At 74.8% G+C, this 26,624-nt stretch carries 19 protein-coding genes; 12 read left to right on the top strand and 7 right to left on the bottom strand.

What is annotated here, in order from left to right:
* Nucleotides 1-132 precede the first annotated feature (132 nt).
* Nucleotides 133-2,856, top strand: coding sequence for a LuxR C-terminal-related transcriptional regulator (locus ACGFSC_RS32075; protein ID WP_359898278.1), 2,724 nt, complete (start codon nt 133-135; stop codon nt 2,854-2,856).
* A 33-nt stretch (nt 2,857-2,889) separates the two neighbouring features.
* Here the strand turns inward: ACGFSC_RS32075 and ACGFSC_RS32070 are convergent, their stop codons facing one another.
* Nucleotides 2,890-3,753 carry a hypothetical protein gene (locus ACGFSC_RS32070; RefSeq protein ID WP_359898279.1) on the bottom strand — a complete coding sequence of 288 codons (864 nt, stop codon included), beginning with the start codon at nt 3,751-3,753 and terminating at the stop codon, nt 2,890-2,892.
* Nucleotides 3,754-4,060: 307 nt separating this feature from the next.
* Between ACGFSC_RS32070 and ACGFSC_RS32065 the strand changes: the two genes are divergently transcribed.
* From ACGFSC_RS32065 to ACGFSC_RS32050, 4 genes are all read left to right on the top strand, one after another.
* Nucleotides 4,061-4,456, top strand: a complete 396-nt coding sequence (locus ACGFSC_RS32065) for an SHOCT domain-containing protein (protein ID WP_359898280.1) — start codon at nt 4,061-4,063, stop codon at nt 4,454-4,456.
* 89 nt (nt 4,457-4,545) lie between these two features.
* Complete coding sequence (locus tag ACGFSC_RS32060) at nt 4,546-5,217, top strand: HEAT repeat domain-containing protein (RefSeq protein ID WP_359898281.1); 672 nt, start codon at nt 4,546-4,548, stop codon at nt 5,215-5,217.
* Nucleotides 5,218-5,220: 3 nt separating this feature from the next.
* Complete coding sequence (locus tag ACGFSC_RS32055; RefSeq protein ID WP_359898282.1) at nt 5,221-6,225, top strand: HEAT repeat domain-containing protein; 1,005 nt, start codon at nt 5,221-5,223, stop codon at nt 6,223-6,225.
* Nucleotides 6,226-6,289: 64 nt separating this feature from the next.
* Nucleotides 6,290-7,531, top strand: coding sequence for an MFS transporter (locus ACGFSC_RS32050; protein ID WP_359898283.1), 1,242 nt, complete (start codon nt 6,290-6,292; stop codon nt 7,529-7,531).
* A 121-nt stretch (nt 7,532-7,652) separates the two neighbouring features.
* On the opposite strand, the gene ACGFSC_RS32045 is transcribed toward ACGFSC_RS32050, so the two are convergent.
* Together ACGFSC_RS32045 and ACGFSC_RS32040 are read right to left on the bottom strand one after the other, a co-directional pair.
* The gene (locus tag ACGFSC_RS32045; RefSeq protein ID WP_359898284.1) at nt 7,653-8,468 is read right to left on the bottom strand and encodes a hypothetical protein; all 816 of its coding nucleotides are present in this window, start codon (nt 8,466-8,468) and stop codon (nt 7,653-7,655) included.
* Nucleotides 8,469-8,749: 281 nt separating this feature from the next.
* A complete protein-coding gene (locus tag ACGFSC_RS32040; protein ID WP_359898285.1) occupies nt 8,750-9,736 on the bottom strand; it encodes a LuxR C-terminal-related transcriptional regulator in 987 nt (328 codons plus the stop codon).
* A gap of 334 nt (nt 9,737-10,070) precedes the next feature.
* Between ACGFSC_RS32040 and ACGFSC_RS32035 the strand changes: the two genes are divergently transcribed.
* The 5 genes from ACGFSC_RS32035 to ACGFSC_RS32015 all read left to right on the top strand — a co-directional run bounded on the left by ACGFSC_RS32035 (nt 10,071) and on the right by ACGFSC_RS32015 (nt 21,241).
* A complete protein-coding gene (locus ACGFSC_RS32035; RefSeq protein WP_359898286.1) occupies nt 10,071-10,307 on the top strand; it encodes a hypothetical protein in 237 nt (78 codons plus the stop codon).
* A 15-nt stretch (nt 10,308-10,322) separates the two neighbouring features.
* Entirely contained in the window at nt 10,323-10,577 is a 255-nt protein-coding gene (locus ACGFSC_RS32030) for a hypothetical protein (RefSeq protein WP_359898287.1), read from the top strand.
* A 217-nt stretch (nt 10,578-10,794) separates the two neighbouring features.
* The gene (locus ACGFSC_RS32025; RefSeq protein WP_359898288.1) at nt 10,795-16,998 is read left to right on the top strand and encodes a DNRLRE domain-containing protein; all 6,204 of its coding nucleotides are present in this window, start codon (nt 10,795-10,797) and stop codon (nt 16,996-16,998) included.
* A 147-nt stretch (nt 16,999-17,145) separates the two neighbouring features.
* On the top strand, nt 17,146-17,700 hold the full coding sequence (locus tag ACGFSC_RS32020) for a hypothetical protein (protein WP_359898289.1): 555 nt from the start codon (nt 17,146-17,148) through the stop codon (nt 17,698-17,700).
* Nucleotides 17,701-17,932: 232 nt separating this feature from the next.
* The gene (locus tag ACGFSC_RS32015) at nt 17,933-21,241 is read left to right on the top strand and encodes an SdrD B-like domain-containing protein (protein ID WP_359898290.1); all 3,309 of its coding nucleotides are present in this window, start codon (nt 17,933-17,935) and stop codon (nt 21,239-21,241) included.
* Between the two features lie 86 nt (nt 21,242-21,327).
* Here ACGFSC_RS32015 and ACGFSC_RS32010 read toward each other — a convergent pair whose 3' ends face one another.
* On the bottom strand, nt 21,328-21,804 hold the full coding sequence (locus ACGFSC_RS32010; RefSeq protein ID WP_359898341.1) for a hypothetical protein: 477 nt from the start codon (nt 21,802-21,804) through the stop codon (nt 21,328-21,330).
* Nucleotides 21,805-22,237: 433 nt separating this feature from the next.
* On the opposite strand from ACGFSC_RS32010, the gene ACGFSC_RS32005 reads away from it, so the two are divergent.
* Nucleotides 22,238-23,005 (top strand): alpha/beta fold hydrolase, encoded by a 768-nt coding sequence (locus ACGFSC_RS32005; RefSeq protein WP_359898291.1) that lies wholly within the window; start codon nt 22,238-22,240, stop codon nt 23,003-23,005.
* Between the two features lie 69 nt (nt 23,006-23,074).
* On the opposite strand, the gene ACGFSC_RS32000 is transcribed toward ACGFSC_RS32005, so the two are convergent.
* Both ACGFSC_RS32000 and ACGFSC_RS31995 read right to left on the bottom strand, forming a co-directional pair.
* Complete coding sequence (locus ACGFSC_RS32000) at nt 23,075-23,479, bottom strand: cupin (RefSeq protein ID WP_359898292.1); 405 nt, start codon at nt 23,477-23,479, stop codon at nt 23,075-23,077.
* On the bottom strand, nt 23,476-24,945 hold the full coding sequence (locus ACGFSC_RS31995; RefSeq protein WP_359898293.1) for an MFS transporter: 1,470 nt from the start codon (nt 24,943-24,945) through the stop codon (nt 23,476-23,478). The genes ACGFSC_RS32000 and ACGFSC_RS31995 overlap by 4 nt, the downstream gene beginning before the upstream one ends.
* Nucleotides 24,946-25,167: 222 nt before the next feature.
* On the opposite strand from ACGFSC_RS31995, the gene ACGFSC_RS31990 reads away from it, so the two are divergent.
* Nucleotides 25,168-25,788, top strand: a complete 621-nt coding sequence (locus tag ACGFSC_RS31990) for a TetR/AcrR family transcriptional regulator (RefSeq protein WP_359898342.1) — start codon at nt 25,168-25,170, stop codon at nt 25,786-25,788.
* A 48-nt stretch (nt 25,789-25,836) separates the two neighbouring features.
* On the opposite strand, the gene ACGFSC_RS31985 is transcribed toward ACGFSC_RS31990, so the two are convergent.
* Complete coding sequence (locus tag ACGFSC_RS31985) at nt 25,837-26,610, bottom strand: SDR family NAD(P)-dependent oxidoreductase (protein WP_359898294.1); 774 nt, start codon at nt 26,608-26,610, stop codon at nt 25,837-25,839.
* Nucleotides 26,611-26,624: the final 14 nt, after the last annotated feature.

Genomic DNA, 26,624 nt, shown 5'->3' with positions numbered 1-26,624 from the left:
ACCCGAAGCGGCGGCCGGCCCCCGCCGGCGGGCCGGGAGGCCCCTTTGCCAGGTCGGACGGCGTCGGCCAGGATGGGATCTGTCAGCGATCCGCGCTCACCATGCGCCGTACCCCACCCTGAGGTGAGCACCATGCCCCTCAGCCCAGCCGTCGACTCCCCCGTCCTTCCGGCGGACGCACCTCGACACCGCTCCGCCCGGCCGACCCGGATACCCGGCGGCAACCCCGTGCTCGCGGCCCGCTTCGCCGTCCCCCCGGTTCCGGGGACCTTCGTGCACCGGCCGCGGCTGGCCGAGCGCCTCGGCGACGGTCTCCGGACGTCCCTCCTGCTGGTGAACGCCCCGGCGGGGGCCGGGAAGACCCTGCTCGTCGCCGACTGGCTGGCCACGACGCGGCTGCGCGGTTCCGCGGTCTGGCTCACCGCGGAACGGGAGGACAACGCGCCGGGCGTCTTCTGGGCCTACCTGCTGGAAGCCCTCCGGCACCACGGCGTCGCCCTGCCGGACGACATCGGCACCCCCGCCCGGGCCGACCAGGTCGATCACGCGCTGCTGGCCCGGCTGGCCGCCCACCTGAGCCGCCGCGAGGCTCCCGTGGTCCTCGTCCTCGACGAGTTCGACCAGGTGTCGTCCGCCGAGGTGGCGTCCGGACTCCACTTCCTGCTCGGCCACGCGGGCCAGGGGCTGCGGCTGGTCCTGATCGGCCGCACGGAGCCGCGCCTGCCGCTCCACCGCTACCGCGCCTCCGGCTGCGCCACCGAGATCCGGGCCGCCGACCTGGCCTTCCGCCCGCGGGAGACCGCCGCGCTGATGCGGCGGCACGGCCTCGCCCTCTCCGCCGGAACCGTCCGGACGCTGACCGAGCGGACCGGCGGCTGGGCCGCCGGTCTGCGACTGTCCGCCCTCGCCGCCCAGGGCGCCGCCGACCCCGAGGCGTACCTGAAGGAGTTCGAGGCCTGCCGCAGCACGGTCGCGGACTTCCTGCTCGCCGAGGTCCTCGACACCCAGCCCGCCGAGACCCAGGACCTCCTCCTGCGCACGAGCGTCCTGGACCGGATCCACCCCGAGCTGGCCGACGCCCTGACCGGCCGGCCGGACGGCGCGCGGATCCTCGCCGACCTCGCGCGCGCCGACACCTTCGTCGAACCCGTCGGCCACTCCTGGTACCGCTGCCACCCGCTGTTCGCCGAGATCCTGCGCGTCCAGCTGGCGGCACGCAGCCCGGGGCTGGACCGGGCGCTCCACCGCAGGGCGGCCCGCTGGCTCACCGCGGCCGGGCACCTGACCGACGGGCTGGTGCACGCCGCCGCGGCCGGTGACTGGGAGTTCGCCGCGACGCAGGTCGTCGACCGGCTGGCCATCGGACGGTTGTTCACCGGCCGCGACGCGGACCGGCTCGACCGCCTGTTCGCCGACATGGCGCCCGACGCCCGGGGGCCCGCCCCGGAACTGGTCCGGGCGGCCCGCGCCCTCGCCCGCCACGACGTGGACCGCGGACTCGACCACCTCCGGCGCGCCGAGACGCTGCTGTCCGAACGCGATGCCGGGGACGTTCCGACGGCCCTGCTCAGCGCGGCCCACCTCCGGGTGCTGGCGGGCCGGCTGCTCGGCTCGGCCGACATGGCCCGGGCCGCCGCCGTCGAGGCCGCGCGGCTGGAGGAGGACGTCCCGCCGGGGCTGCTCGGCGAGCACCCGGAACTTCCCGCGCTCCGGCTGGCCGACCTCGGATCCGCGCTGCTCTGGAGGGGCAGCCTCGACGCCGCCGTCGCGGCCCTGTCCGCCGCCACCGAGGCGGCCGACGACCCCACCACGGCCTGTCCGCGCCACGAATCGCTCACCCGACTCGCCCTGATCGACGTGCTGCGGGGCAGGCCGGGGCCGGCGGAGGCCCACCTGCGGAAGGCGGGGGCCGAGGCCGAACGCTCCGGGCTGTCCCCGGAATCCCGCACGGGGGCCGGTCAGCTCGTGCTGGCCGCGCTCGCCGTGGACCGCGACGACCTGCCCACCGCGCGGGCGGCGATCGACCGGGCCGCCCGGTCGGCCGCGGCCGACCACGACCCGGCCGTCACCGCGGGAATCGCCATCGTCCGGGCGAGGACGCTGCTGGCCGAGGGCCGCCCCCGCGCGGCCCTCGACCTCCTCGGCGGGCTCGCGGACGGCGGTCCCGCCACCGACCCCCCGCCACCCTGGGTGCGGGAGGCGGTGGCCGTGGCCGTCTCGGCCGGGCACCTCGCCGAAGGGGACCCGGCCGCCGCGCTGGAGGCGCTGGAGCGCAGTGGCGCGGACGGTCCGGAACACGCCGTCGCCACCGCCCGGGCGCACCTCGCCGCCGGGGAGAACCGAGGCGCCCTGCGGATCCTGGAGGCGGTCCCGGAGCGCGACGGCCACGGGCCCGCGATCACCGTACGGGTCCTGCTGGCCCGGTCCCAGGCGGCCTTCGCCCTCGGCGACGAGGCCGCGGCCCAGCGCCTGCTCGCCCGCGCCCTCGCGGTCGCCCGGCCGGAGCGGCTGCGCCGGCCGTTCCGGGACGCCGGGCCGTGGCTGCGGCACCTGCTGCACACCCGGCCCGAACTGGCGGACTCCCACGGCTGGCTGCCCGCCGACCTCCTGCCCGGCCTCCCGGCCGGGGCGTCCGGGGACACCGCCGCGACCGACGCCCTGGTCGAACCGCTGAGCGACCGCGAACTGGACGTCCTGAGACTGGCGGCACAGATGCTGTCCACGGAGGAGATCGCCGCCGGGCTGTTCCTCTCGGTGAACACCGTCAAGACGCACCTCAAGAGCATCAACCGGAAGCTCTCCGTCACCGGGCGCAACCGGGCCGTACGCCGGGCGCGCGAACTGGACCTGCTCTGACCCCGTGCCGCCCCCGCGGCGGCCGGGCCGCGCCTATCCCGCCCGGGTGCGCCGCTGCCTCCGGGCACGGAACCAGCGCCAGCCGACGGCCACCGCGCTCGCCCCGAGCAGCAGGAGGAACACCGCGAGCCACGCGTGGCCGGCGACCCGGGCCCCGGTGAGCAGCACGAACAGCACCGCGCCCGCGGTCGCCAGGCACGCCAGCACGGTCCGCAGCGCCACCAGGAGCATGCCCGGGCGCAGGATCGACGGGGTCCTCCTCGCCTGGGCCGCCGTGGACGCCGTCAGCCCGAACCGGAGGAGGGCCCGGTCGGCGAGCTCGCCGGTGGCGCGGCAGTACATCTGTCCGCAGGCGGGCACCCACACGAACGGCACCACGGTTCCGACCAGGAGCAGCACGCCCAGGCCGGCCCAGCCGAGCCACTTGCGCACGGCCGAGCGCGCCGGGTCCTCGGGGGTCAACAGGCCGATCAGATAGGCCTGGCGGCGGACGACGGACGGCCAGGAGGCCTTGTCCCGCCCCCCGGTTCCGGCCCGCGCCGCCTTCCGCAGGGCCTCCTGCGCCTGCTCCACCGTCGGATGGACCCCCTGCACCACCAGGATCTGTGCCGCCGCGTCGTCGCCGCGGGGGTCGTGTCCGGCCAGGGCGGCGAGCTCCAGCACCATGCGCAGCTGGGCGAGCAGCGCGGCGACGAACGCGACCGGGAGCAGGAGCAGGAACGGGCCCCCGAGGAAGGAGCCCTCCACGACGGTCCGGCGCACGCCCCGGTCGATGATCTGCTCGGTGGGATCCTGTCGGGCCGTCCCCTCCTGCCCGGGTCCGCGCAGCGCCGCGGCCGTCTCGGCCGCCTGGGGGCCCAGGTAGTCGACCACGAAGGCCGCCAGCCGCTCGGGCATGTGGGAGGGATCCGCCCTGACCGTCCTCAGCAGTCGTCCCACCACGCCGGGCCGTCGTCGCCGCGCACTCTCCGATCCGCCCATCAGCCGCAGAATAACCCCGCCGGTGGGCGGCCGCCCCGGGGCCGGATCACCCGGCCCGGGTGATGCCGGGACGGACCCGCGGCGCGTCCCTGGAGGGTGGAGCACCTCACGGCTTCCCGCCCGGACCCCGACACCCCGGGTGGCCGCTCGGGGCGCACCCGCCCGGCAGACCGCGCCCGCGGCAGCCCGTTCGGGGCACGCCGTCGATGTCAGGAGGCTCGCGGTGGACTACCCACTGCTCGACATCTTCTTCACCACCATGTGGATCTTCCTGTGGATCATGTGGTTCTTCCTGCTGTTCCGCGTCTTCGGGGACCTCTTCCGCGACGACGGCGTGAGCGGCTGGGGCAAGGCCGGCTGGTCCGTGTTCCTGCTCGTCCTGCCCTTCCTCGGCGTGTTCGTGTACCTCATCGCGCGGGGCAAGGGCATGGGGCGGCGCGAGGTCCTGCGGGCGAGCGACGCGGAGCGGGAGTTCCGCGACTACGTCCGGCAGACGGCCGCCGACAGCCCGGCACCCGCCTCCCACGTCGACGACCTGGCCCGGCTCGCGGAGCTCAAGGACAAGGGCGCCATCACCGAGGACGAGTACCGGCGCGCCAAGGCGAAGGTGCTCGCCTGACCGTCCCGGCCCCGCCCGGTTCCTCCCTCCCGGCCGTTTGACCTTGACACGGTGACAAGGTCTTCACTGCTGCCGAGGAGGTGGTCCTGATGGTCGGGGCGGAAGAGGACACGAACACCCTGCGGGCCCTGCGGGGGCTGGCGCACGAGGACTCGTCGGTCCGGTTGCGGGCGGCGATGGCCGTCGGCAGCGACCCGCACCCGCGGTTCGTCGGCGGGCTCGTCGAACGGTGCGCGGTCGAGCCCGAGTTCACCGTGCGCGAGATGCTCACCTGGGCGCTCACCCGGCACGGGGCGGCGGTGACGGTCCCGCTGCTGCTCGACGAGGTGCGCGCGGACGGTGCCCAGGCGCGGAGCCAGGCCCTGCACACCCTCTCCAAGATCGGGGACCGGCGGGCCTGGCCGGCGATCACGCCGGCGCTGCTGGCCGACGCCGACGAGGAGGTGGCCCGCAGCGCCTGGCGGGCCGCGGTCGTGCTCGTGCCCGAGGGTGGGGAGCGCGAGTTGGCCGTAGTCTTGGCCGCTCAGCTCGGACGCGGCGGACGCGAGACGCGGTTGAGCCTCAGCCGGGCGCTGATCGCGCTCGGGGAGGCGATGCTGCCGGCGCTGGACGCCGCGACGGCGGACCCCGACCCCGGGGTGCGCGCCCACGCGCTCGCCACGGAGCGGCTGTGGCGCGACCCGGACGCCGGATTCGAGTTCGCGATCGAGGAGGCGAAGCGCACGGCGGTCCTCGGCGAGGGCCGCCGGGAGGGACGGTAGGCAGTGTTGATCGGCGACGTCGCACGGCGCTCCGGGGTCAGCGCCCGCATGCTCAGGCACTACGAGTCGCTCGGGCTGGTGCGGCCGACGGGCCGTACCGGCTCCGGCTACCGCCGGTACGCCGACGAGGACATCCGGCGGATCTTCCACGTCGAGAGCCTGCGGTCGCTGGGCCTGTCGCTGCGCGACGTCGGGCGGGCGCTCGACGACCCCGGTTTCGCGCCCGCCGAACTCGTCGACGACCTCATCCGCCGCACCCGCGAACGCATCGCGGCGGAGACCGAGTTGCTCACCCGGCTGCGGCGGATCGACGCCGCGGAACCGGCCGGCTGGGAGGAGGTGCTCCAGGTCGTCGCGCTGCTCCAGGCCCTGGAGTCGAAGAGCCCGGGGGCGCGGCAGCGCGCCGCGCTGTCCGCGGGCGAGGACGTCGCGGTGCCGGTGGAGGCGCTGGTCGCGGCCGTGCTGGGCGAGTCGGACCCGAACGTCGCCGGGGCCCTCCGCTGGGCGCTGGCGCAGGCCGGCGGCGCCGGGGCGGCCCTGCTCGCGCAGGGTCTGGGCTCGCCCGCGGCCGAGGTGCGCGAACGTGCCGTGCGGTCCCTCGCCGAGCTGCCGGACGGCACCGCGACCGCGCTGCTGCGGGACGCCCTCGGCGGCCCCGACGCCGTGGTCCGCAGGTACGCGGCGCTGGCGCTCGGCGCCCGTGGCGTCGCCGACGCGGTCCCGACGCTCATCGACATGATCGTCGAGGCGGCGAACGACGCCGACGCGGCCGACACCCTGGGCGAGCTGGCGAACGACCCCGCGGTGGCGGACCGGATCGCCACCGGGCTGGTCGACCGGCTCGCCCTCGACGGCGTCGGACCGGACGCCCGCCGGAGGCTGGCCCAGGCGCTCGCGGACGTCCCGGGGAGCACGACGTCGCGCGCCCTCGCGGAGCTGACCCGGGACGAGGACCGTGCGGTCGCGCTGACCGCGACGTACATTCTCAAGCTGCGCGACACGCGGTAGTCGCGACCGCGATCGGGGATCCGATCGGGGCAGGGGTGACCGGGGGTTCGAGGGTGGGGGTGGCGTGACAGGGGCCGGGCGGTTCCGTCGGCAGCGGCGGCTGTTCCTCTCGGTGGCGATCGACACGTTCGGCTCCGGCGTCTTCCTGCCGCTGTCGCTGCTGTTCTTCGTCACCGTCCAGCACTTCCCGGCGGCCGCCGCGGGCACCGCCGTGACGGTCGGGTCGATCGCGTCCTTCGCCGTCGTTCCGCTCTGCGGACGGCTCGTCCAGGCGGCGGGGCCCAAGTCCTGTCTGCTCGTCAGCAACGTCCTGACCGCGCTCGGGTACGGCCTGTTCTTCGCGGCCGGGAACCTGCCCGCCGTGACCGCCGTGAGTTTCCTCGTGACGGCCGCCGACCGCCTCTACGGGGCCGCCTGGCCCACGCTGGTGGCGCGGTTCGCGAAGCCGGCGGAGCTCACCGAGTGGTTCTCCGCGGTCACCGTGCTCAAGACCACCTCGCTGGGGGTCGGCACGCTGGGGGCGACCGCCCTGATGGCGCTCGCCGGCGGAGACGGCCTGCGGGTCGCGCTCGCCCTGAACAGCGCGAGCTCCCTGCTCGCGGCCGTCCTCCTGCTCGGGGTCGCCGTGCCGGCCGCCGAGCGGCCCTCGCGCAGGGCAGCCAGGTCGAACACCCGGGCGGCACTTCGCGACCGGCCCTTCATGTCGCTGGTCGCGTCCCAGACACTGCTGTCGGCGGCCTGGCTGATCCCGACGGTCGCCTTCCCCGTGTACCTGGTGGCGAGCCTCCATCAGGCCGCCTGGTGGCCGACCGTCGTGGTCGCCGTCCGCTACGCCACCGCCACCACCCTGCAGATGCGGATCAGCCGACGGCTCTCCGGCTGGAGCCGCTCGCGGGTCCTGCGCCTGTCGATCGGCGCGGTGGCCGTCGCCATCGCCCTGACCGCGACCGTCTCCACCGCCCCGCACGCCCTCCAGGGCCCGCTCGCCGTCCTGGTGGCGGCGGTCCTGGCCCTGGCCGAACTGGCCTCGAAGCCCACCGCGGCCGCGGCGGCGGTCGCCATGGCCCCCAAGGGCGACGAAGGCCCGTACATGTCCCTGTTCCAGCTGACCTGGACGGTGTCCTACGCGGTCGGGCCGGCCGTCATCGGCCTGGGCCTGCAGAACCCGCCGCTGCTCTGGACCGCACTGGCCCTCTGCGTGGCCGCCGCCGCCCTGGCCCACCGCCTCCGCACCCCACTGCGCCGCCCCGCGGCGCAACTCCCGCACGCCGCACGCGATCTGCGGGAGGAGGCCGAAGTCCCGTAGAGCGGCGCCCGCCCCTTCAACCGTCCTGCCGCAGCGATCGGTCGGAGTCTCCGCACGCCGACTCCCCTACACCGCCCGGGGATCCGCACCGGCAGGCCGACCCTCCGGGGCCCGGCAGGCGTCAGCGCCGTACCGGCAGCTCGTCGACGAGCCCGTAGGCGCGCAGCTGGTACGGGAGCGCGGCCGGGCGGCGCCACTGGAGGTCGAGGCCGCAGGCGCCGAGGACGGCACCGAAGGCGTGCCGCATCGCGTCCTGGACGGCGGTGCGGGCCCGGGCGGCGCGCTCCGCGGCGGGGGTGTCGCCGTCGGCTGCGGCGGACAGCCGGCGGGAGGGGTTCCAGCGGAGGTCGGCGACGCCGGTGGTGTCGTCCCCGTCCTCGACGGCCGGGCACGGCGTGAGGGTGATGCCGGGCGCGTGGAGGTGGTCGGCGACCGGCAGGCCGGCGAGCCCGGCGGTGCGGCGCACCGCGGCGACGACGTCCGCGCCGATGCCGAGGTCCTGCGGGCGGGAGCCGGCCGGGGCCGGGGCGGCGGCGTCCTGGCCGGTGGCCGGAGCGGGTCCGTCGGCCCGGCCGACCCTGGTCTCCCCGTCGAGCCGGCCGGCCACGACCTCGATGCCGAAGGCCGGCAGGAACTCGGCGAGCGCGTTCCGCATGGTGCTGCCGACGACCCGTCGGGCGGCGAACGCCGGCTGCTGGGGCTGTTCCATGGCCGCGGCGGCCGCCAGCCGGGGGCCGGGCTCCCAGTGCAGGGCGATCAGTCCGGCGCAGTCGTCGGAGTCGTCGTGCGGCCGGGCCGGGCGCAGGTGGACGCCGGGCCCGTGTCCGCCGTACCCGACGGGCAGACCGGCCAGCAGGAGCGCCTCGGTGACGCGGTCGACGAGCACCGGGTCGGTCCGGGGCCCGCCCGGGGACGTGCGTTCCGCAGCCGTGTCCACGCCGTCCTCCTCCGGGCCCCGGGCGGCGGCCGACCGCCGGCGCCCCGAGCGTACGGCGTACCCCGACGGCCCGTCGGCGAATCCCGGAACCGGCCGCCGCGACGCGCCCGCCGGGAGGGCGGGCGCACCGGCGGTGTCCGTCCGGTCGGTTCCAGGGGTTGGCCGGCACCGGAGCCGCCCGCACCCGAGCCCCCGCCCGCGGCTGCAACGGACCGGCGCGCCACCACGGCGCCGACGCCCCCGTGACCGGCCCGCGGCGGTCCCGCCCGGCCGGACCGCGGCTACAACCAGCCGCGCCGGGCGGTCTTCAGCCCGGCCTCGAAGCGGCTCGCCGCGTCGAGGCGCTCCATCAGGGCGGCCATCTGCCGCCGGACGGTCCGCACCGAGACGCCGAGCCGCTTGGCCGCCGCGTCGTCCGTGAGCCCGGTGGACAGCAGCCGCAGCAGCTCGCGCTCCCCGGCGGTCAGGCTCAGCGGGGCCACCCCGTCCCGGTCGCCGGCGATCGGGACGGCGGTCTCCCAGGTCTGTTCGAACAGGGCGACCAGGGACGCGACGATCCCCGGCTCGCTGGTGCACAGCGCGCCGGCCCGGGTGTTCTCCGGGTCGATCGGCACCACGGCCGTGCTCCGGTCGAAGACCAGCATCCGCGGCGGCAGCACCGGCGCGGTCCGCACCTCGCCGCCGAGGCCGGCCATCCAGCGGACGTAGTCGAGGGTCTCCGGGGCGTCGTGGATGCTGTCCTGGTAGATGGTGCGCAGGCTGACCCCGCGCCGCAGGGCGTCCTCGTCCAGCGGCCGGGACGCGGCCAGGCTGGCCGCGGACTGGGCGCCGCCGGGCATCACCGCCAGGACCTCGCTGGTCAGCCGGGAGGTCAGCACCTCCAGCTTGTCCTGGATGGCGTCCAAGCCGAGCAGCCGCTCGCGGTCGCCCACCGGGTTGTCGGCCCGTACCTTCGCGTACTCCCCCAGGGCGCGCGCGACGGCGGCCTTGGAGGCGGCGACCTCCTGCTGCCGGCGCGCGAGTTCCTCCTCCTGACGGCGCAGCAGGATCTCCAGTCCGCGCTCCGGGCTGACCGGCCGCAGGGTGCCGGGCCGTTCGCGGGAGGCGCGCAGCAGGGTGAGGTCGGCGAGCCGGTCGAGGGCCGCGCGCACGGCGGCCTCGGGGAGGCCGAGCCGCTCGCAGAGTTCCGCGACCCCGCCCTCGGGGTCGGCGAGCATTTCCCGGTAGACGGCTTCCGCAGTGGCATCCAGCCCCAGCAGTTCCAGCACTTATCGACCCCTGATCCCCGTGGACGGTTCCGTATGCCCGGTCGGCCCGGGGCTGATCATTCCTTCGGCCGGAACGCCCTCGCAAGGGCATGATCCGGTCAACGCCCCGCCCGGGCCTTCGACGCCCTCGGCGGGGCCCGCACAAAGGCGGAATTCGGGCCGCTGCCCGGCACGGTGTTGCAGCATGCTGCCTGTCCTGATCCTGCCCGCGGATTCGCTTCCCGTGACGGGCCGGGGAACGGGAGGATTCCCGGTGCGCGCACTCCCCGTCTTTCCGGACACCCAGAACTGCGGTCTCCCTCAGCGCAGTTCCCGCACAGAACAGGACTCTCCCGTGTCCGTCCGTCCAGTTGCCGCCGTCCTCCTGACCCTCGCCCTCGCCGGCTCCGTCGCGCCGGCCTTCGCCGCCGGTTCGACCGCCCCCGACGCCGCCCCGTCCGCCGCCCAGGGCCCGGGCGGGGGGATCGGCTGGGACGGCCCCGCCGCTCTCTCGATCGGCTGGGACACCCCCTCCACCCGGTCGATCGGCTGGGACGGTCCGTCGGCCGACGCCGCTGTCGGGCAGGTCTGACCTGCCGTGTTCGCGGTGCATCTGACCCTGCCGACCGATGCCGCCGCCCCCTCGGGGGAGGCGGCGGCCGCGGAGGTCCAGGTCGGGCTGTGGGCGTGCGCCGGCCCGGACGACGGTCTGGAGCACGTGCGCGCCCGCGCCGTCGCCGACGGCATCGGCCTGGTGCTCTACGTCCGCGCTCCCGACGAGACGGCGGCTCTGGCCCGGGCGCGGAGCCTGCTGGACCGGGCGCTGGCGCTCACCGGCCGGAACCCGTCCGGCCTCCGGTAGTCCCGCCGACCGACGGGGTCCGCGTCGGCCACCCGTCGTCCCGCCCGAACGGTTTCCGCTGTTCCGGACGGGTTTCCACCGATCCCGCCCGGCCCGGAAATTGGCCGGTTCATTGCTATCGCTTTACCCCGGCATGGCCGACGGGCCGTCGGCGGCCCGGCCGTGCCCCCGTTCTTCCACCCCCCTTCCCTCCCACTGAGAACAATCGAGGAGTTCCATGTCACGCCCCCCGGGCGGATCATCACGGCACCGGTCCGAAGCCGGCTCGCCGCCCCCCTCCACGCAGCGCCGTCGCAACGGCGTGCTGCGCAACACCGCCGTCGCGCTGGCCGTGGTGCTCTCCGTCGAGGCCGCCGCCGTCATCATGACGACCGGTCAGGCCGTGGCCGTCACCACGGAGCAGGCCCCGAAGCCCGCCAAGGCCCTGGGCCCGGCCGAGGCCAAGGACATCGCCACCGCCCACCTCAAGGCCCGGCTGGAGAACCGCCGGATCGAGGTCGTGGACGAGCGCACCGAGTCGACCACCACCTGGATCAACCCGGACGGCACCACCACCCTGGACCTCGCCTCCGGGCCGGTCCGCTACAAGGACGGGTCCGGCAGGCTCCAGCCGATCGACACCGACCTCGCCCGGCAGCCGGACGGCAGCGTCAAGGCCAAGGGCCACCCGCTCAACCTCTCGCTGGCCGGCGCCACCCCGCCCGCCGCCGCGTCGGCGTTCAAGGCTGCCGGCGCCCCGGCCGGGGACCCGAAGGCCCCGACCACCCCGCTGGTCTCGCTGGACAACGGCAACGGCACCGCCATGTCGCTGTCCTGGCGCGGCGCCCTGCCCGAACCCTCGGTGGACGGCGCCAGGGCCCGGTACGCGAACGCGCTCACCGCCACCGACCTGGTCGTCGAGTCCACCCGGACCGGCTTCGAGCAGTTCCTGGAGCTCAAGGACCGCTCGGCGGTGGCCGCCAACGGCAGCGTGACGCTCACCCTGGACGCGGCCGGCCTGCAGGCCCGCCACAACGCGGACAACTCGGTCTCCTTCCTCGACCCGAAGACCGGCGAGGAGAAGGGCCAACTGCCCGCCCCGGTGATGTGGGACGCGCAGGTCGACGAGCGCAGCGGCGACCACACCCGCACCGCGCCGGTCGCGCTGAAGGTCACCCAGAACGGGAACGCGATCGACCTGACGCTGACCCCGGACGCCGCCTTCCTGACCGACCCGAAGACCAAGTACCCGGTCACCATCGACCCGGCGGTCAACATCGGCGTCGGCTTCGACACCTTCGTGCAGCAGGGCTACGCCACCGACGTCTCCTCGCAGACCGAGCTGAAGCTGGGCAACAACGGCTCCGGCCAGGTCGCGCGGTCGTTCCTGCAGTTCCCGATGGCGAAGATCAGCGGGAAGCAGATCACCGGCGGCAAGCTCAACCTGTGGAACTTCCACAGCTGGTCCTGCACCGCGAAGAGCTGGGAGGTCTGGGACACCGGCACGGCCACCACGGCCACCCGCTGGACCGCCCAGCCCGGCTGGAACAAGAAGTGGGCGACCTCCACCGCGACCAAGGGCTACTCCAGCTCCTGCAACGACGGCTGGGTGAACCAGGACATCACCTCGCTGGTCAAGGCCTGGGCCGCCAACGGGAACACCAACAACACCCTGGGCATCCGGGCCACCGACGAGAGCGACCCGTACGGCTGGAAGAAGTTCAACTCCGGCAACGCGACGTCCAACACGCCGTACCTGTCGGTGACCTACAACACCCCGCCGGCCGTCTCCACCCTGATCTCCCCGGCCGACGCCGCGCTCACCGGCGACTCCACCCCGACGCTGTCCGCCAAGGCGACCGACCCCGACGGCGGCAACATAGCCCTCGACTTCGAGCTCTGGGCGTCCAACGGCGCGGCCGCGCTGCAGTCCGGCCGCACCGCCATGGCCGCCTCCGGCTCCACGTTCACCTGGACCCCGGGCACCGCGCTGCCGGCCGGCGCCTACAAGTGGCGCTCCCGCTCCTGGGACGGCACCGCCAACAGCGCCTGGTCCGCCTTCCGCACCCTCACCGTGGACACCACCGCGCCCGGCGCGACCACCGTCTCCTCCGGCGACTTCCCGGCCGGCCAGTGGGCGGGCACCCCGGACGCCAACGGCGACTACAGCGGCACCTTCACCTTCACCCCGCCGAGCAGCGACGTGAAGGACGTCCAGTACAAGCTGGACGGCGGGGCCTGGGTCACCGCGGCCACCACCGGCACGCCGGTCAGCGCCAAGCTCACCTTCAAGGCGGGCGCCCACACCGTCACCGCGCACAGCCGCGACGCCGCGGGCAACGTCTCCGCCGACCGGACCTACGCCTTCTACGCCGGCAAGGGCTCCGCCCTGGTCGCGCCCGGCGCGGGCGAGCGCCCGGCCCGCCGCACCTCGCTGCAGGCCGAGGGCAACAGCACCTACACCGGGGTGCGCTACCAGTACCGCCGCGGCGAGACGGACGCCTGGAAGGACGTCCCGGTCGCCAACGTCACCACCACCGCCGGCCAGCCGGTGACCGCCTGGCCCCATCCCGCCCCCGGCGGCAAGCCGGCCGCGCTGACCTGGAACATCACCGACACCCTGGCCGAGAACGGCCCGGTCGACGTCCGCGCGGTGTTCACCGACGGCACCGCCACCGACGCCACCGAGCCGAACACCGTCACGGTGGACCGCAACGCGGGCACCGCGCCGGAGACCAAGGTCGGCCCGGGCTCGGTGAACACCCTCACCGGTGACCTCACCCTGTCCGAGACCGACGCCGAGGCCTTCGGCCTGCACGCCGAGCGCTCCTTCTCCTCCCGCCGACCCGCCAACGGCTCGGCCCAGGAGGGCCAGGCGGCGATCTTCGGCCCGCAGTGGAGCTCCGGCACCACCGCCGAGATCACCGACGCCGACTACTCCTACGTCCGCAAGACCTCGGCGACCTCCCTCTCGGTGGTCTCCGCGGACGGCTCCGAGGTCGGCTTCACCGCCACCGGCGCCGGCGGCTGGAAGCCCGAGCCCGGGGCCGAGAACCTCACCCTGACCGGCGCGTTCACCGCTGCCTTCACCCTGAAGGACACCGAGGGCATCACGGTCACCTTCGCCAAGGTCGACCCGGCCGCCACCACCTGGCAGGCCTCCGGCTCCTCGCTGCCCAGCGACAACTCCACCACCTCGGTGGTCTCGGAGAAGGTCGTCTCCGGCGGAAAGACCCTGGCCCGCCCGAAGTACGTCGTCGCGCCCTCCTCGGCGACCGCCTCCGCCAACTGCGCCGCCGTGCCGTCCACGGCCGGCTGCCGGGTGCTGGAGTACGTCTACGCCGACACCACCACCGCCACCGCGTCCGCCCCGGGCGACACGGCCGGCCAGGTGAAGCAGATCCGCCTGTGGTCCACCGACCCCGGCGCCGCCACCGCCACCCCCGTCGTCGTCTCGCAGTACGCCTACGACGACCAGGGCCGGCTGCGCGAGGTGTGGGACCCGCGGACCAGCCCGGCGCTGAAGACCGCGTACGGCTACGACGCGGCCGGCCGGGTCACCACCGTGACCGACCCCGGCGAGCTGCCGTGGACCCTGGAGTACGGCAAGGCCGGCAACGCCGCCACCGCCGGCGACGGCATGCTGCTCGCCGCCTCCCGTCCCACCCTCAAGCAGGGCAGCAAGGACGTCACCGACGGCACCGCCACCACCTCGGTGGTCTACGACGTCCCGCTGAGCGGCGCCAACGCGCCGTACCCGCTGGCGCCGTCCGACGTCGCCGCGTGGGGCCAGACCGACGCCCCGACCGACGCCACCGCCGTGCTGCCGCCCGACGCCGTCCCGGCCACCCACGACGGCAAGGCGCTCGGCACCGCCGGCTACAACCGCGCCTCGGTGACGTACACCAACGCCTCCGGCCGCGAGGTCAACACCGCCACCCCCGGCGGCGGCATCACCACCACCGAGTACAACGCCTACGGCAGCCCGGTGCGGACCCTCTCCGCGGAGAACCGCATCCTCGCCCTGGCCACCACCGGCAACGACCTCAACAAGCTGCGCGCCCTCGGCATCGCCGGCCGCTCGACGGCCGACCGCGCCCAGGTGCTCTCCTCCACCTCGCTCCACTCGGCCGACGGCAAGCGCCTGCTGGAGCAGTACGACCCGCTGCAGCTGGTCACCCTGGAGCACGACGTGGCCGCCTCCGGCACCTCCCCGGCGCTCGCCGCCGGCGACGAGGTCGCGGCCCGCGCCCACACCGTCAGCGGCTACGACGAGGGCCGCCCGGCGGGCGCCGCGGTCAGCGACATGGCCACCTCGGTGACGGTCGGCGCCCGGATCGACGGCTACGCCGCCGACGCCGACACCCGCACCACCGCCACCGGCTACGACTGGGCCCAGGGCCTGCCCGTCAGGTCCGTCCAGGACCCGGCCGGCCTGAAGATCACCACCTCCACCGGCTACGACGCCAGCGGCCGGGTGACCTCGCAGAGCCGCCCGAACTCCACCGGCTCCGACGCGGCCACCACCGTCACCACCTACTGGACCGGCACCGGGACCGGCGCCTGCGCCGGCCACCCCGAGTGGGCCGACCTGGTCTGCTCGATCGCCCCGGCCGCCCAGATCGCCGGCGGCGGCGGCAACCCGCTGCAGCTGCCGACGACGTCCTTCCAGTACGACCGCTGGGGCAACGTCACGGTCCAGACCGAGACCGCCAACGGCGTCACCCGCACCACCACCCGCAGCTACGACGCGGCCGGCCGCCGGGTGAAGATCTCGGTCACCGGCGGCACCGGCACCGCGGTCGCCGACACCGTGCTCGGCTACGACCCCGCCAACGGCGAGCTGGCCTCCCTCAACAACGGCAGGGCCACCATCACCCTGGGCTACGACAGGCTCGGCCGCCAGGTCTCCTACGACGACGGCGCCGGCAACGTCACCACCACCGAGTACGACAGGCTCGACCGCCCGGTGAAGAAGTCCGACTCGGTGCCGTCCACCGTGACCTACGGCTACGACACCGCCAAGGACCCGCGCGGCCTGCCCACCTCGCTCACCGACTCGGTGGCCGGTACCTTCACCGCCGGCTACGACGTCGAGGGCCGGCTGGTCTCGCAGACCATGCCCGGCGGCAACACCCTCACCAGCAGCTACGACAGCCGGGGCATCCAGACCGGCAAGACCTACACCAACCAGGCGGGCACCGTCCTGCTGGCCGACACCGCCGACTACACCGTCCACGGACAGCAGGCGGGCCGCACCCAGAGCGACGGCAACAGCACCACCAGCGGCTACACCTACGACGCCACCGGCCGCCTCACCAAGGCCGCCGACAGCACCGGCCTGGCCTGCTCCACCCGGACCTACGCGTTCGACAGGAGCAGCAACCGGACCAACCGCACCAGCGTCACCGACGACTGCGACCCGGCCACCGCCGACGCCGTCACCCAGGCCGAGAACCACGGCTACGACACCGCCGACCGCCTCACCGACACCGGCTACGTGTACGACGCCTTCGGCCGCACCACCGCCCTGCCGAAGGGCACCCAGGTCGGCTACTACACCAACGACCTGGTCCGCACCGAGACCCTCGGCGACACCCGCAGGACCTGGGACCTGGACGCCTCCGGCCGCCTCGCGGTCGGCACCACGGAGACCAAGGGCACCGACGGCGCCTGGGCCGTCACCGAGCAGGAGACCAAGCACTTCGACGGCGGCAACGACAGCGCCTCCTGGTCCAAGGACGCGGCCGGCAGGCTGACCCGCAACGTCCTGGACCTGACCGGCCAGCTCACGGCCGCCACCGGCACCGACGGCGGCGCGATCCTGCTGCTGACCAACCTGCACGGCGACGTCTCCGTCCAGATGTCCCCGGACGGCCTGGAGGACCTCGCGGTCTACCACTACGACGAGTACGGCAACACCGTCGACTCCACCGGCTCGACCGCGTACGGCTGGCTCGGCGGGGCGCAGCGCGAGGCGGACAGCCTCTCCGGCCTCACCCTGATGGGCGTGCGCCTGTACGACTCGACCACCGGCCGCTTCCTGCAGACCGACCCGGTCCTGGAGGGCTCGCCGAACGCCTACGGCTACCCGGTCGACCCGATCACCATGGACGACCTGACCGGTCTGAACTGGCGCAAGAAGTGGACCGCCTACTTCAGCCGGGCCGAGGGCAACACCATCGGCACCCTGCTGTACGTCTCCGGCAAGATCGCCCAGGGCATCTCGAAGATCCTGCGCAGGCTCCCGCACATCGTCGCCCGGGCCGCCGGCTACGTCCTGTGGGCGCTGTCCTACCTGATGAAGAGCATCGGCAAGAAGTTCATCAAGGCCGCCAACAAGCGCGGCAGCCACGGCGTGATCTTCACCTTCGGGATCTGGGACTCCAGCTGGTGGGGGGTGCCGGACCGTCCGATCTACCGCGTGAACCCGCGGTACTGAGCCGGGAGGAGGCCTCTCCGACGATCCACTGATGCGGGACAGGTAAGGCCGGGCCCGGGGGTGATCCCCCGGGCCCGGCCGCTTGCGCACATCGATGATCATCCCGGCGTAGGCTCTCGGCTGATCACAGGGGCAGAGAGGGAGACAATGGGCCAGAAGATCATCCGGTTCTCGGACCTGACCGGCCGGCACGCGGAGAACGACCGGGACCTGGTGCGGGTGGTGGTGCTCCAGCACCCCGACCTGACGGACGGTCCGGTCGAGATCGACGCGCTCGCCCGGGAGTTGGGCGAGGTGCGGGAGCTGACGCTCGACCTGGTCACGATCGAGCTGCACCACCCGGACCGGGCGGAGCCGCAGACGGTGGTGATGGAGGCCGAGACCTTCAACCGGCTGGCCTCGGCCGCGCCGATGGCCGAGGTGCTGCGCGGCGCCAGGCCCGCCGCCCGGGCCGCCGCCTCCGCGACGGCCCTCGCCGGCAACCGGGAGCGGGTCAACTACGCCAGCCTGGAACACGCCGGGCGGCCGCACAAGGGCCGCACCACCGACGCGGAGAAGCAGGTCGTCCAGCAGCACCTGGACGAGATCAACGAGCGGCTCGCCGCCGAGGGCGTCCGCACCATCGACCCGGACAACGCCGAGCACGTGACCCGCTACGGCCTGGACACCCTGGCCCGGGAGACCGGCGTGATGTTCGGCTGACCGGCCCGGACGGCCGGGCCCGCCGGGCGCTCCGTCGGGCGGGCCGGTCCGGGCACTCCCCGGACGGCTCCCCGTCGGACCGGTCGCCCGCGGCCCGCCCCATGATCGGCCCCGCCGCCCGTTCCGGCGACCGCGGTGCGGCCGGGCGGGCGACCGCCGAGCAGGTGAATCGCCGCGACCGCCCCTCGTGTCGCCGACCGGCCCGGCACGGCGATCGGCTGGACTGCGCGCTATGCGTATTCCACACCGGACCGGACGGATCGTCTCGGTCCTGGCGCTGGTGGCGGGCTCACTGCTGAGCAGCAGCGTGCTGGCCCCACCGGCCCAGGCCGCGATCTCCTTCACCAAGAGCGTCGACAAGGCGACCGTCTCCCCGGGGGAGAACGTCACCTACACCCTGCGCTACACCTGTTCCATCACCGAGTGCACGGGCGGGAACATCCTCGACACCCTGCCCTCGAACATGCAGTTCCTCGGCTGGACGCCGGACCCGTCCTCGGTGGACGTGGCCGCCTCCACCGTGCCCGCCGCGGGCGCGATGGGCGGCACGATGGACATCCGGCTGAAGGACCTGAGTCCGGGCACCACCGCCACCGTCACGGTGACGATGAAGTACCCGAACTTCACCACCCCGAACGGCGCCACCTCCACCAACTCGGCCACCATGTCGGCCAACGGCGAGCCCTCGCAGACCGCCACCGCCGACACCGCCGTCCAGGTGCAGCCGCAGTACACGGTGACCAAGGGCGTCCAGACCTCCAGCAGTGACGGACGCACCGTCACCTACCAGTTCAGCGCCTGCGCCACCGACAACGTGCCCAACGTCGACCTGGACACCAGCCGGCTGCTGGACACCCTGCCGCCCGGCGCGGTGGTGGACACCGGCCGCTCGCCGGGCTGGTCGCCGGCGGCACCCGGCCCGAACACCTGGGGCTACGACATCGGCCCGTTCGTCTCCGGCAACGGGCGCGGCGGCTGCCGCATCCCCGGCGTCCTGGTCGTCAACTACCCGGAGGCCTCCTTCCCGGACGGAACGACCTCCGAGAACGTCGTGGCCCTGCACGGCGACCCGATCGGGCCGGACCCGGAGCGCCAGCTCGACACCGCGAACGCCACCACCAGCCCGTTCCAGCCGCCGGCCACCGGCGTGGTGGTGACCGCCAGCAAGGTCTGGCGCGACACCACCGTCAACGGCGACCTCAACTCCTTCAGCCTGTCGGCCACCAACACCGCCGGACCGGCCACCAGCCTCACCGTCACCGACCCCGGGGCCGGCAGCACCGACGGCATCTACAACTGGATCTTCCCGCAGTCCCTCCAGCTGGAGCCGTGGAACCCCACCAGCATCCTGCTGACCCTGCAGTACCGCCTCAACGGCGACCCCACCTGGCAGACCTTCACCCCGGGCACCCCGTTCAACGGCTCCGACACCCGCCGGATCACCTTCGAACCGGGCGCGGGCGACCCGGCCAACGACGTGCTCGGCATCCCGGCCGGGCGCTGGCTGGACGGCCTCCGGTTCACCTGGAACGGCCCGATCCCCACCGGCTGGAGCCCGGGCAACGCGGTGCAGCTGGTCACCCAGGTCGCCACCCCCGGCCACGACGGACGCCAGGCCCCCGAGCCGCTGACCAACTGCGTGGACACCACCGCCACCGACGGCACCAACAACGCCTCGGCCAACGCCTGCGCGCAGACCACCATCACCCAGGCCACCAACCTCGGCGCGGCCAAGACCACCGTCGCCGGCGAGCTGTCCGCCCCCGGCGGCCGGGCGACCTTCCAGGTCATCCCGTACAACCGCAGCGCCCGCGACCTGGACCGGCCGCTGGTGCTCTACGACGTGCTGCCGGCCGGCGTCGTCTACATCGACGGCTCGGCCCGGCCCGACCCCAACTACCCGGACGCCAAGGCCCCTTCGTCGATCACCGTGACCCCCGGCCCGGACGGCCGGCAGATCCTGCGGATGGAGTGGCCGGCCGGCGCGCCGGACATGACCTACCTGCACGACCAGCTGGCCTACCGGATGCTCTTCGACGTCCAGGTCGCCAACAGCATCCGCTCCGGTGACCTCACCAACGACGTCTACGTCACCGTGGACCAGCCCACCGCCCCCGTCGCCTGCATGTTCTCCGGCTCCGACAGCGGCAGCACCCCGGACGTGCTCGACCTCAACGGCAACGGCAACACCACCGAGCTGCTCTGCCACGCCTCCTCGCAGATCCGGGTGGACGTGCCGTCGGTGCTGCGCTCGTACAAGGAGGTCAAGGGCGACCTGGACTCCGACTACGTGAGCATCGGCACCGCCACCCCGGGCGGCCAGATCTCGTACCGGATGACCGTGCGCAACGACTCCCCCGACCCGGTCACCGACTTCATCGCCTACGACAGGCTCCCCACCCCGGGCGACAACTACGTGCTCACCCAGGACGCCCCGCGCGGCAGCGCCTGGACCCCGTCGCTCAGCCAGCCGATCACCAGCAGCGACCCGACCGTGGTGATCGAGTACACCACCGACCCCAACCCCTGCGTGGAGCCCGTCGTCGTCAACCGCACCGGCTGCAACAGCGCGGCGGTCTGGAGCACCACCTTCCCCGGCCCCGGGACGGCCACCTGGTTCCGCATCCACCGCCCCGGCACGATGGCCTCCGGCGAGTCCTTCACCCTGACCTGGCCGATGGTCGCCTCCTACGACGCGCCGGAGGGCGAGTACGCCTGGAACAGCTTCGCGTACACCGCCACCGACGCGGCCGGCCGCCAGCTGCTGCCGGCCGAGCCCGCCAAGGTCGGCGTCGCGGTCAAGCGGGTCACACCCTCCAACAACGCGCTGGGCGACTTCGTCTGGCAGGACAAGGACGGCTCCGGCGTCCAGAAGCCCGGTGACACCGGGATCGCCGGGGTCACCGTGCACCTGCTGGACGGCAACGGCCAGCCGGTGCGGGACAAGGACGGCAAGCCGGTCACCGCGGTGACCGACGCCACCGGCCACTACCTGTTCGACAACCTGCCGGACGGCAGCTACGCGGTCCGCTTCGACCTGGCCACCCTGCCCAAGGGCGCCACCGTCACCAAGCAGCACGCCGGCACCGACCCGGCCAAGGACTCGGACGCCGACCCGGCCACCGGCCTCACCCAGACCGTCACCCTCAGCGGCGGACAGCGCGACCTCGACCTCGACATGGGCGTGATCCTCCAGACCACCTCCCCGTCGCCGTCGCCCTCGCCGTCGCCCTCGCCGACCTCCTCCCCGTCGCCGACCTCCTCGCCCTCGCCGACCTCCTCGCCGACGCCGTCGCCGAGCCCGAGCCCGAGTTCGTCGCCGTCCCCCTCGCCGTCGCACTCGCCGTCCCACTCGCCGAGCCCGACGGCCACCGCCACCCACACGCACACCCACGTCCCGAGCCCGTCGGAGAGCGGCGAACTGCCGCACACCGGCGGCTCCTCCCCCGACACCCTCGTCGCGGCACTCGGCGCCATCGCCCTCCTCGGCGGCGGCACCCTCTGCTTCGTCGCCTACCGCCGACCGGGCCGGCACGGCTGACGCCCACCCGGACCCCGCTGAACGCCAGTGGCGCCGCCCCGTCGAGGGCGGCGCCACTGGCGCGTTCGGGAGCGGGCCCGGCGGTCCTAATCCAGTTGGGACAGCGCGTCGGTGACCAGCTTGGTGGCGAAGTCCTCGCCGTTGCCGGAGATCCGGTTGACGTACTCCGCGAGCAGGACGGCCGTCGCCTCCAGGGGGTTCATCTCCTCCTTGGTCCACGGTCCGTACTGGGCGCGCCACAGGTTGGGGCTCAGCCCGGTGCCGGCGGCGATGAGCAGGCCGGCCATGGTGGGGATCACCTCCGGACTGAAGGTCCTCGGCATCATGCGCATGGTGGCCACCAGGCTGGGGATCGCGTGTTCGAGCACGTCCTCCTCGTGCTTCTCGAAGGCCGAGCGCAGCCAGTTCATGTACATGTAGACGAGCGTGCAGGCGCCTTCCACCAGCGCCTCGGCCTCGTCGGGCCCGAAGGACGCGGTGAGCTGCTCGACCATCCGCCGGTGCTCGGGGCCCGTCCCGGACTTGCCTTCGTAGACGGACCTGAGCCGGGAGTCGATCACCATGAGCGCTGCGCTCACATCGCCGACGGGAGCGTGTTCGGGGTCGCAGGACGACACGGGACTCCTTCTGGAACGGCCACGGCCGGGACGGCCGGTCGGTTCGTAGGGTAGGCGACCGATCGGACGGGATCCGCCGGATCCGGCCGGGGCGTCCTCGGGTGACGGTGCGCGAGTGCCGTCCCGGGCGGACCGGGGCGGCACGGCGGCGGTGGGACGGGCCCTGTCCCCCGCCTCCGTCACCCGGCAGCGACGTCTCACCCGTCAAGGTGACACTCCGGCAGCCGAGTTGACGACGACGGGTGGCGGGCGGCCGGCCGCGGTCCGCGACGGCCCCGGGCCCGCGGGCGACACGCCCGGCGTCACACGGCCGTCACGTTCCCGCTGGATACTCGGAAGGCCCACCGCCCGCGCCCCGTACGACGGAGGACCACCGCAGATGACCGCCGGCCCCGACCGCCCCGCCTTCCTCCTGGTCCACGGCGCCTGGCACGGCGCCTGGTGCTGGGACGCGGTGCGCACCGCCCTCGCCGCCGACGGGTGGCGCACCCACACCGTGGACCTGCCCAGCTCCGCCGCCCACCCCGATGCCGCCCGCCCCGACGGCGCCCACCCCGATGCCGCCCGCCCGGCGGGCCTGCTGGAGGACGCCGACGCGATCCGCGACCGCCTGCGGCGGATCGACGGCCCGGTGGTGACGGTCGCCCACTCCTACGGCGGCGCCCCCACCACCGAGGCCATCGCGGGCGCCGCCAACGTGGTGCGGGCGGTCTACCTCGCCGCCTTCCAACTGGACGTCGGCGAAAGCGTGTTCTCCTTCCTCGGGGCTCCCGTTCCGGAGGACGACACGGGCCGCACCCCGCCGAACGCCGACGCCCGCCGCCTGCACTACACCGACGTGCCCGCCGCCGAGGCCGACCGCGCCCTGGCCCGGCTGACCCCGCAGAGCGTCCGGTCCTTCACCCGGCCGGTGACCACGGCGGGCTGGCGCACCGTGCCGTCCAGCTACATCGTGTGCGAGCACGACCGGGCCCTCGAACCGTCACGGCAGCGCGAGCTCGCCGCCCGCGCCGACACCGTCCACCGGCTGCCCAGCGGCCACGCCCCGTTCCTGTCCATGCCCGGGGAGCTCGCCACCCTGCTGGGCCGGATCGCCGGCTCGGCCGCTCCGCAGGGTGCCGACGTCCGGAGTGACGAGGGGCGCTGACGGCGGGCGGGACGACCCGACCGGCTCCGGGCCGCCCCGTCCGCCCCGCCCCACGGTCTTCGACCCGGGTCAGCCGGCTTCCGTGCGCGGCTCCAGCCGGGTGCCGCTGCGGAGGGTGATCGACATCAGGTCGCTGGGGGCGTCGAGCTCCAGCCGGTGCCAGCGGCCCCGGGGCACGATCGCGGCGGTGCCCGCCGCCAGCCGCACCACGGACTCGGCGTCGCCGGGCTCGACGGGGCGGAGGTGGAGGCGCACGGCGCCGGCCAGGCAGCAGACCGCCTCCTCCGCCTCGGGGTGCATCTCCCAGTGGTCGGCGTGGACGTCTGCGTCGCTCTCCACGTGGAAGGTCGCGATCTGCCAGACCCCGGCGTCGCCGGCGGCCATCCGGCGCCCGGCCGCCCGGACGTCGCCGTCGGGGTGGATGTGCAGGGCCGAGGCGAACAGGTCCACGGCCGCGAGCGGAGTGGTCGTCATGAGCGGGTTCCTTCCAGTCGGTTCTCTGCGGGGGTGAGCGGGGCGGGGTGCCCTGGCGCCTGCGGCCGGCGCCGGGGCAGCACAACGATCGCCACCAGCGCGGCGAGGGCGAAGAGCCCGGCGGTGGCGGCCAGTCCGGTGGCGTAGCCGGAGTTGAGGGCCGACGGGTCGGTGGCGCCGCCGGAGCGGTGGGCGGCGACGGTGGCCAGGGCGGCCAGGCCGACGCAGCCGCCGAGCTGGCGGGAGCTGTTGAGCAGGCCGGAGGCCGTCCCGGCCTCGTGGGCGGCCACGCCGGTGGTCCCGGCGGCGGCGACCGGGGCCAGGACCAGCCCGGTGCCGATGCTGGTGACCAGGGACGGGCCGAGGACGTCGGTGAGGAAGCCGCCGTCCGGGCTGATCAGCGAGAACCAGGCCAGGCCCGCGGTGGCCAGCACCGCCCCGGGCACCAGGGCGGCCCGGGGAGTGCGGCGCGCGACGACGCGTGTGGCGAGCACGGTGCCCGCGACCAGTCCGGCCGAGAAGGGCAGGAAGGCGAGGCCGGTGGCGGCGGCGCCCAGGCCCAGCACCTGCTGGAGGTAGAGCGAGACGAAGTAGAAGGCCGTGAACTGCCCGGCGGCGGCCAGGAACACCAGGACGTTGGCACCGGCCACCCAGCGGCTGCGCAGCAGGCCCGGGCGGAGCAGCGGTGCGGAGGTCCTGGCCTCGGTGACGGCGAAGGCGGTCAGCAGCGCGAGCGCGGCGGCGAGCGTCCCCAGGGTGGCCGGGGAGCCCCACCCCCGGACGTCGGTGCGGACGACACCGAACACCAGCAGCCCGACCCCGGCGGTCGCGAGGACGGCGCCGAGCACGTCCGGCCGCTCCCGCCGTACGGGCGGTGCCTGGGCCGTTCCGGTCTCCTCGGCGGGACCGCCGGCCGGCAGCAGCGCGAGCGCCGTCGCCACGATCGGCAGGTTGACCAGCATGACCCAGCGCCAGCTCGCGTACTCGGTCAGCAGTCCGCCCGCCAGCACGCCCAAGGCCCCGCCCGCGGCGTTGGCCGCGCTCCACACGCCGAGCGCGCGCACCCGCCGGGGGCCTTCGGTGAACGTGGTGGTGAGCATCGCGAGCGCGGCCGGGGCCGCCGCCGCCGCGCCCGCGCCCTGTCCGGCGCGGGCGGCGACCAGCTGCCAGGGCGACTGGGCCAGTCCGCCCGCCAGCGAGCAGAGGCCGAACACGGCCAGGCCCAGCAGGAGCAGCCGCCGCCGGCCGTACAGGTCGCAGGCGCGGCCGCCGAGCAGCAGGAGCCCGCCGAAGGTGAGCGCGTAGACGTGCACGACCCAGGAGAGGTCCAGCGGCGCGAATCCCAGGTCGGCCCGGATCGCGGGCAGGGCGACGTTGACCACCGACATGTCCAGGGCGAAGACGAACTGGGCGACCGTCACCGCCGCCAGCACCCGGCCGGGGCGCCCTCGTAAGTTTTTGTACATGTATAGAAAGTAGTCCCGGGCGCCCCCCGCTGTCGAGCCCCGGGTGATGATGGGGGCATGCAGCAGCCCTCCGCCCAGCCGCCCGCAGCCCCGCAGCCTGCCGCCCCGCAGCCTGCCGCCCAGCCGCCCGCCGGATCGCAGCCGACCGGACCGCAGCCCGCCGGGGTGCCCGCCGCCCCGCGGCCCGGCGCGCGGCGCAAGGCCACCGGCCGACCGCCCCGGATCACCCGGGAGGAGGTCGTCACCACGGCGCGCCGGATCGTGGACGAGGAGGGCGTCGAGCGGCTGACCATGCGCCGCCTGGCCACCGAGATCGGCAGCACGCCGATGGCGCTCTACCACCACGTCCGCGACAAGGAGGAGCTGCTCGTCCTGCTGCTGGACGACTACGCCGCGCGGACACTGCGACCGACCGAACCGCCGGCCGACCCGCGCGAACGGGTCGTCACCGCGGCGGCCGCCATCCACGAAGCGCTCGCCGCCTGCCCGTGGATCGTCGAGGTCCTGACCGGGGACAGCGTGATGTCCGCCCACTCGCTGTGGTTCGTCGAGCAGATCGTCGACGGCCTGGTCACCTGCGGCCTCTCACCGGAACGGGCCGTCCAGGGCTACCGCGCGATCTGGTACTACACCGCCGGCGAGATCATGGTCCGCGCCACGGCCACCCGCGGCCGGCCCGCCGACGACCGCCCCACCCACCGCCAGCAGGTCTTCGCCGATCTCGACCCGGAGCGACTCCCCCGCCTGGCCGGGCTCGCGGACCGCTGGGCACCGCTCACCGCCCAGGACACCTACCGGGACGGCCTCGACGCCCTGGTGGACGGCCTGCTCGCGGCCCGCTGAGCGGCTGCGCGGCCTTCCGCGCCCCGGCCGCCCGCCGGGCGGAGCCGGCTACCTCCCGACCAGAGCCCGGACGACGAGGCCGCTGAGCGCGCGGGGCGCCAGCCGCCGGGCGGTCCACATCGCGTGGGTGCCGCGCCCGGGAAAGGCCCACAGCCGGCCCCGTGCCAGGGCGCGGTCCATCGAGTCCAGCACCTTCTCCGGGCTCAACCCCCGGCGTGGACCGATCACTTCAGGGGTCTCCACCCGGATGCGCGACAGCATCGGGGTCTCCACCGCGGGCGGGCATACGCACAGCACCCGGATGCCGTCGCCACGGTGTTCGGCCGCGACGATCTCGGCGAGGAAGTGGACCGCCGCCTTGGCGGCGCCGTAGCCGCCGCCCAGCGGGATGGGCACCCAGCCGCCGATGGAGCCGAAGAGCACGACCTGGCCGCCGCCCCGTGCCGCCATCGCCGGCACCACGGCGCGGACCATGTGGAGCGTGCCGCCGTACACGACGTTCATCAGGCGCAGGGTCTCCGCCGGGTCCTGATCGAGCAGCCGGCCCATCACGCCGACGGCCGCGCAGTGCACCAGCCGCCGGGGCGGGCCCAGCTCGCGGCCGACGTCGCGGACCACGGCGGCGACCGCCGCGTAGTCCGTGACGTCGCAGACGAACGAGCGCACCCCGGGGGCCCGCTCCGACAACGCGTCCAGACCGGCCGCGTCGACGTCGACCGCCGCGACCGCCCAGCCCGCCCGGGCCAGCCGCAGCGCCGCCGCCCGGCCGATCCCGCTGGCGGCACCGGTGACGATCGCCACCTCACCCGGCACGGACGCCATCTGTCACGCTCCCA

The organism is Kitasatospora sp. NPDC048715, assembly GCF_043198905.1.
In the GTDB taxonomy this organism is placed as follows: domain Bacteria; phylum Actinomycetota; class Actinomycetes; order Streptomycetales; family Streptomycetaceae; genus Kitasatospora; species Kitasatospora lactacystinica.
Note: the sequence above shows the minus strand (reverse complement) of the source record. Positions and strands in the feature narration are given on the sequence as shown.

Excerpts from the sequence above, each read along its gene's own strand:
- ACGFSC_RS32075 (WP_359898278.1), top strand. The coding sequence starts at position 133 with ATGCCCCTCAGCCCAGCCGTCGACTCCCCCGTCCTTCCGGCGGACGCA.
- ACGFSC_RS32070 (WP_359898279.1), bottom strand. The coding sequence starts at position 3,753 with ATGCCCGAGCGGCTGGCGGCCTTCGTGGTCGACTACCTGGGCCCCCAG.
- ACGFSC_RS32060 (WP_359898281.1), top strand. The coding sequence starts at position 4,546 with ATGGTCGGGGCGGAAGAGGACACGAACACCCTGCGGGCCCTGCGGGGG.
- ACGFSC_RS32025 (WP_359898288.1), top strand. The coding sequence starts at position 10,795 with ATGTCACGCCCCCCGGGCGGATCATCACGGCACCGGTCCGAAGCCGGC.
- ACGFSC_RS32020 (WP_359898289.1), top strand. The coding sequence starts at position 17,146 with ATGGGCCAGAAGATCATCCGGTTCTCGGACCTGACCGGCCGGCACGCG.
- ACGFSC_RS32015 (WP_359898290.1), top strand. The coding sequence starts at position 17,933 with ATGCGTATTCCACACCGGACCGGACGGATCGTCTCGGTCCTGGCGCTG.
- ACGFSC_RS32010 (WP_359898341.1), bottom strand. The coding sequence starts at position 21,804 with ATGGTGATCGACTCCCGGCTCAGGTCCGTCTACGAAGGCAAGTCCGGG.
- ACGFSC_RS32005 (WP_359898291.1), top strand. The coding sequence starts at position 22,238 with ATGACCGCCGGCCCCGACCGCCCCGCCTTCCTCCTGGTCCACGGCGCC.
- ACGFSC_RS32000 (WP_359898292.1), bottom strand. The coding sequence starts at position 23,479 with ATGACGACCACTCCGCTCGCGGCCGTGGACCTGTTCGCCTCGGCCCTG.
- ACGFSC_RS31995 (WP_359898293.1), bottom strand. The coding sequence starts at position 24,945 with ATGTACAAAAACTTACGAGGGCGCCCCGGCCGGGTGCTGGCGGCGGTG.
- ACGFSC_RS31985 (WP_359898294.1), bottom strand. The coding sequence starts at position 26,610 with ATGGCGTCCGTGCCGGGTGAGGTGGCGATCGTCACCGGTGCCGCCAGC.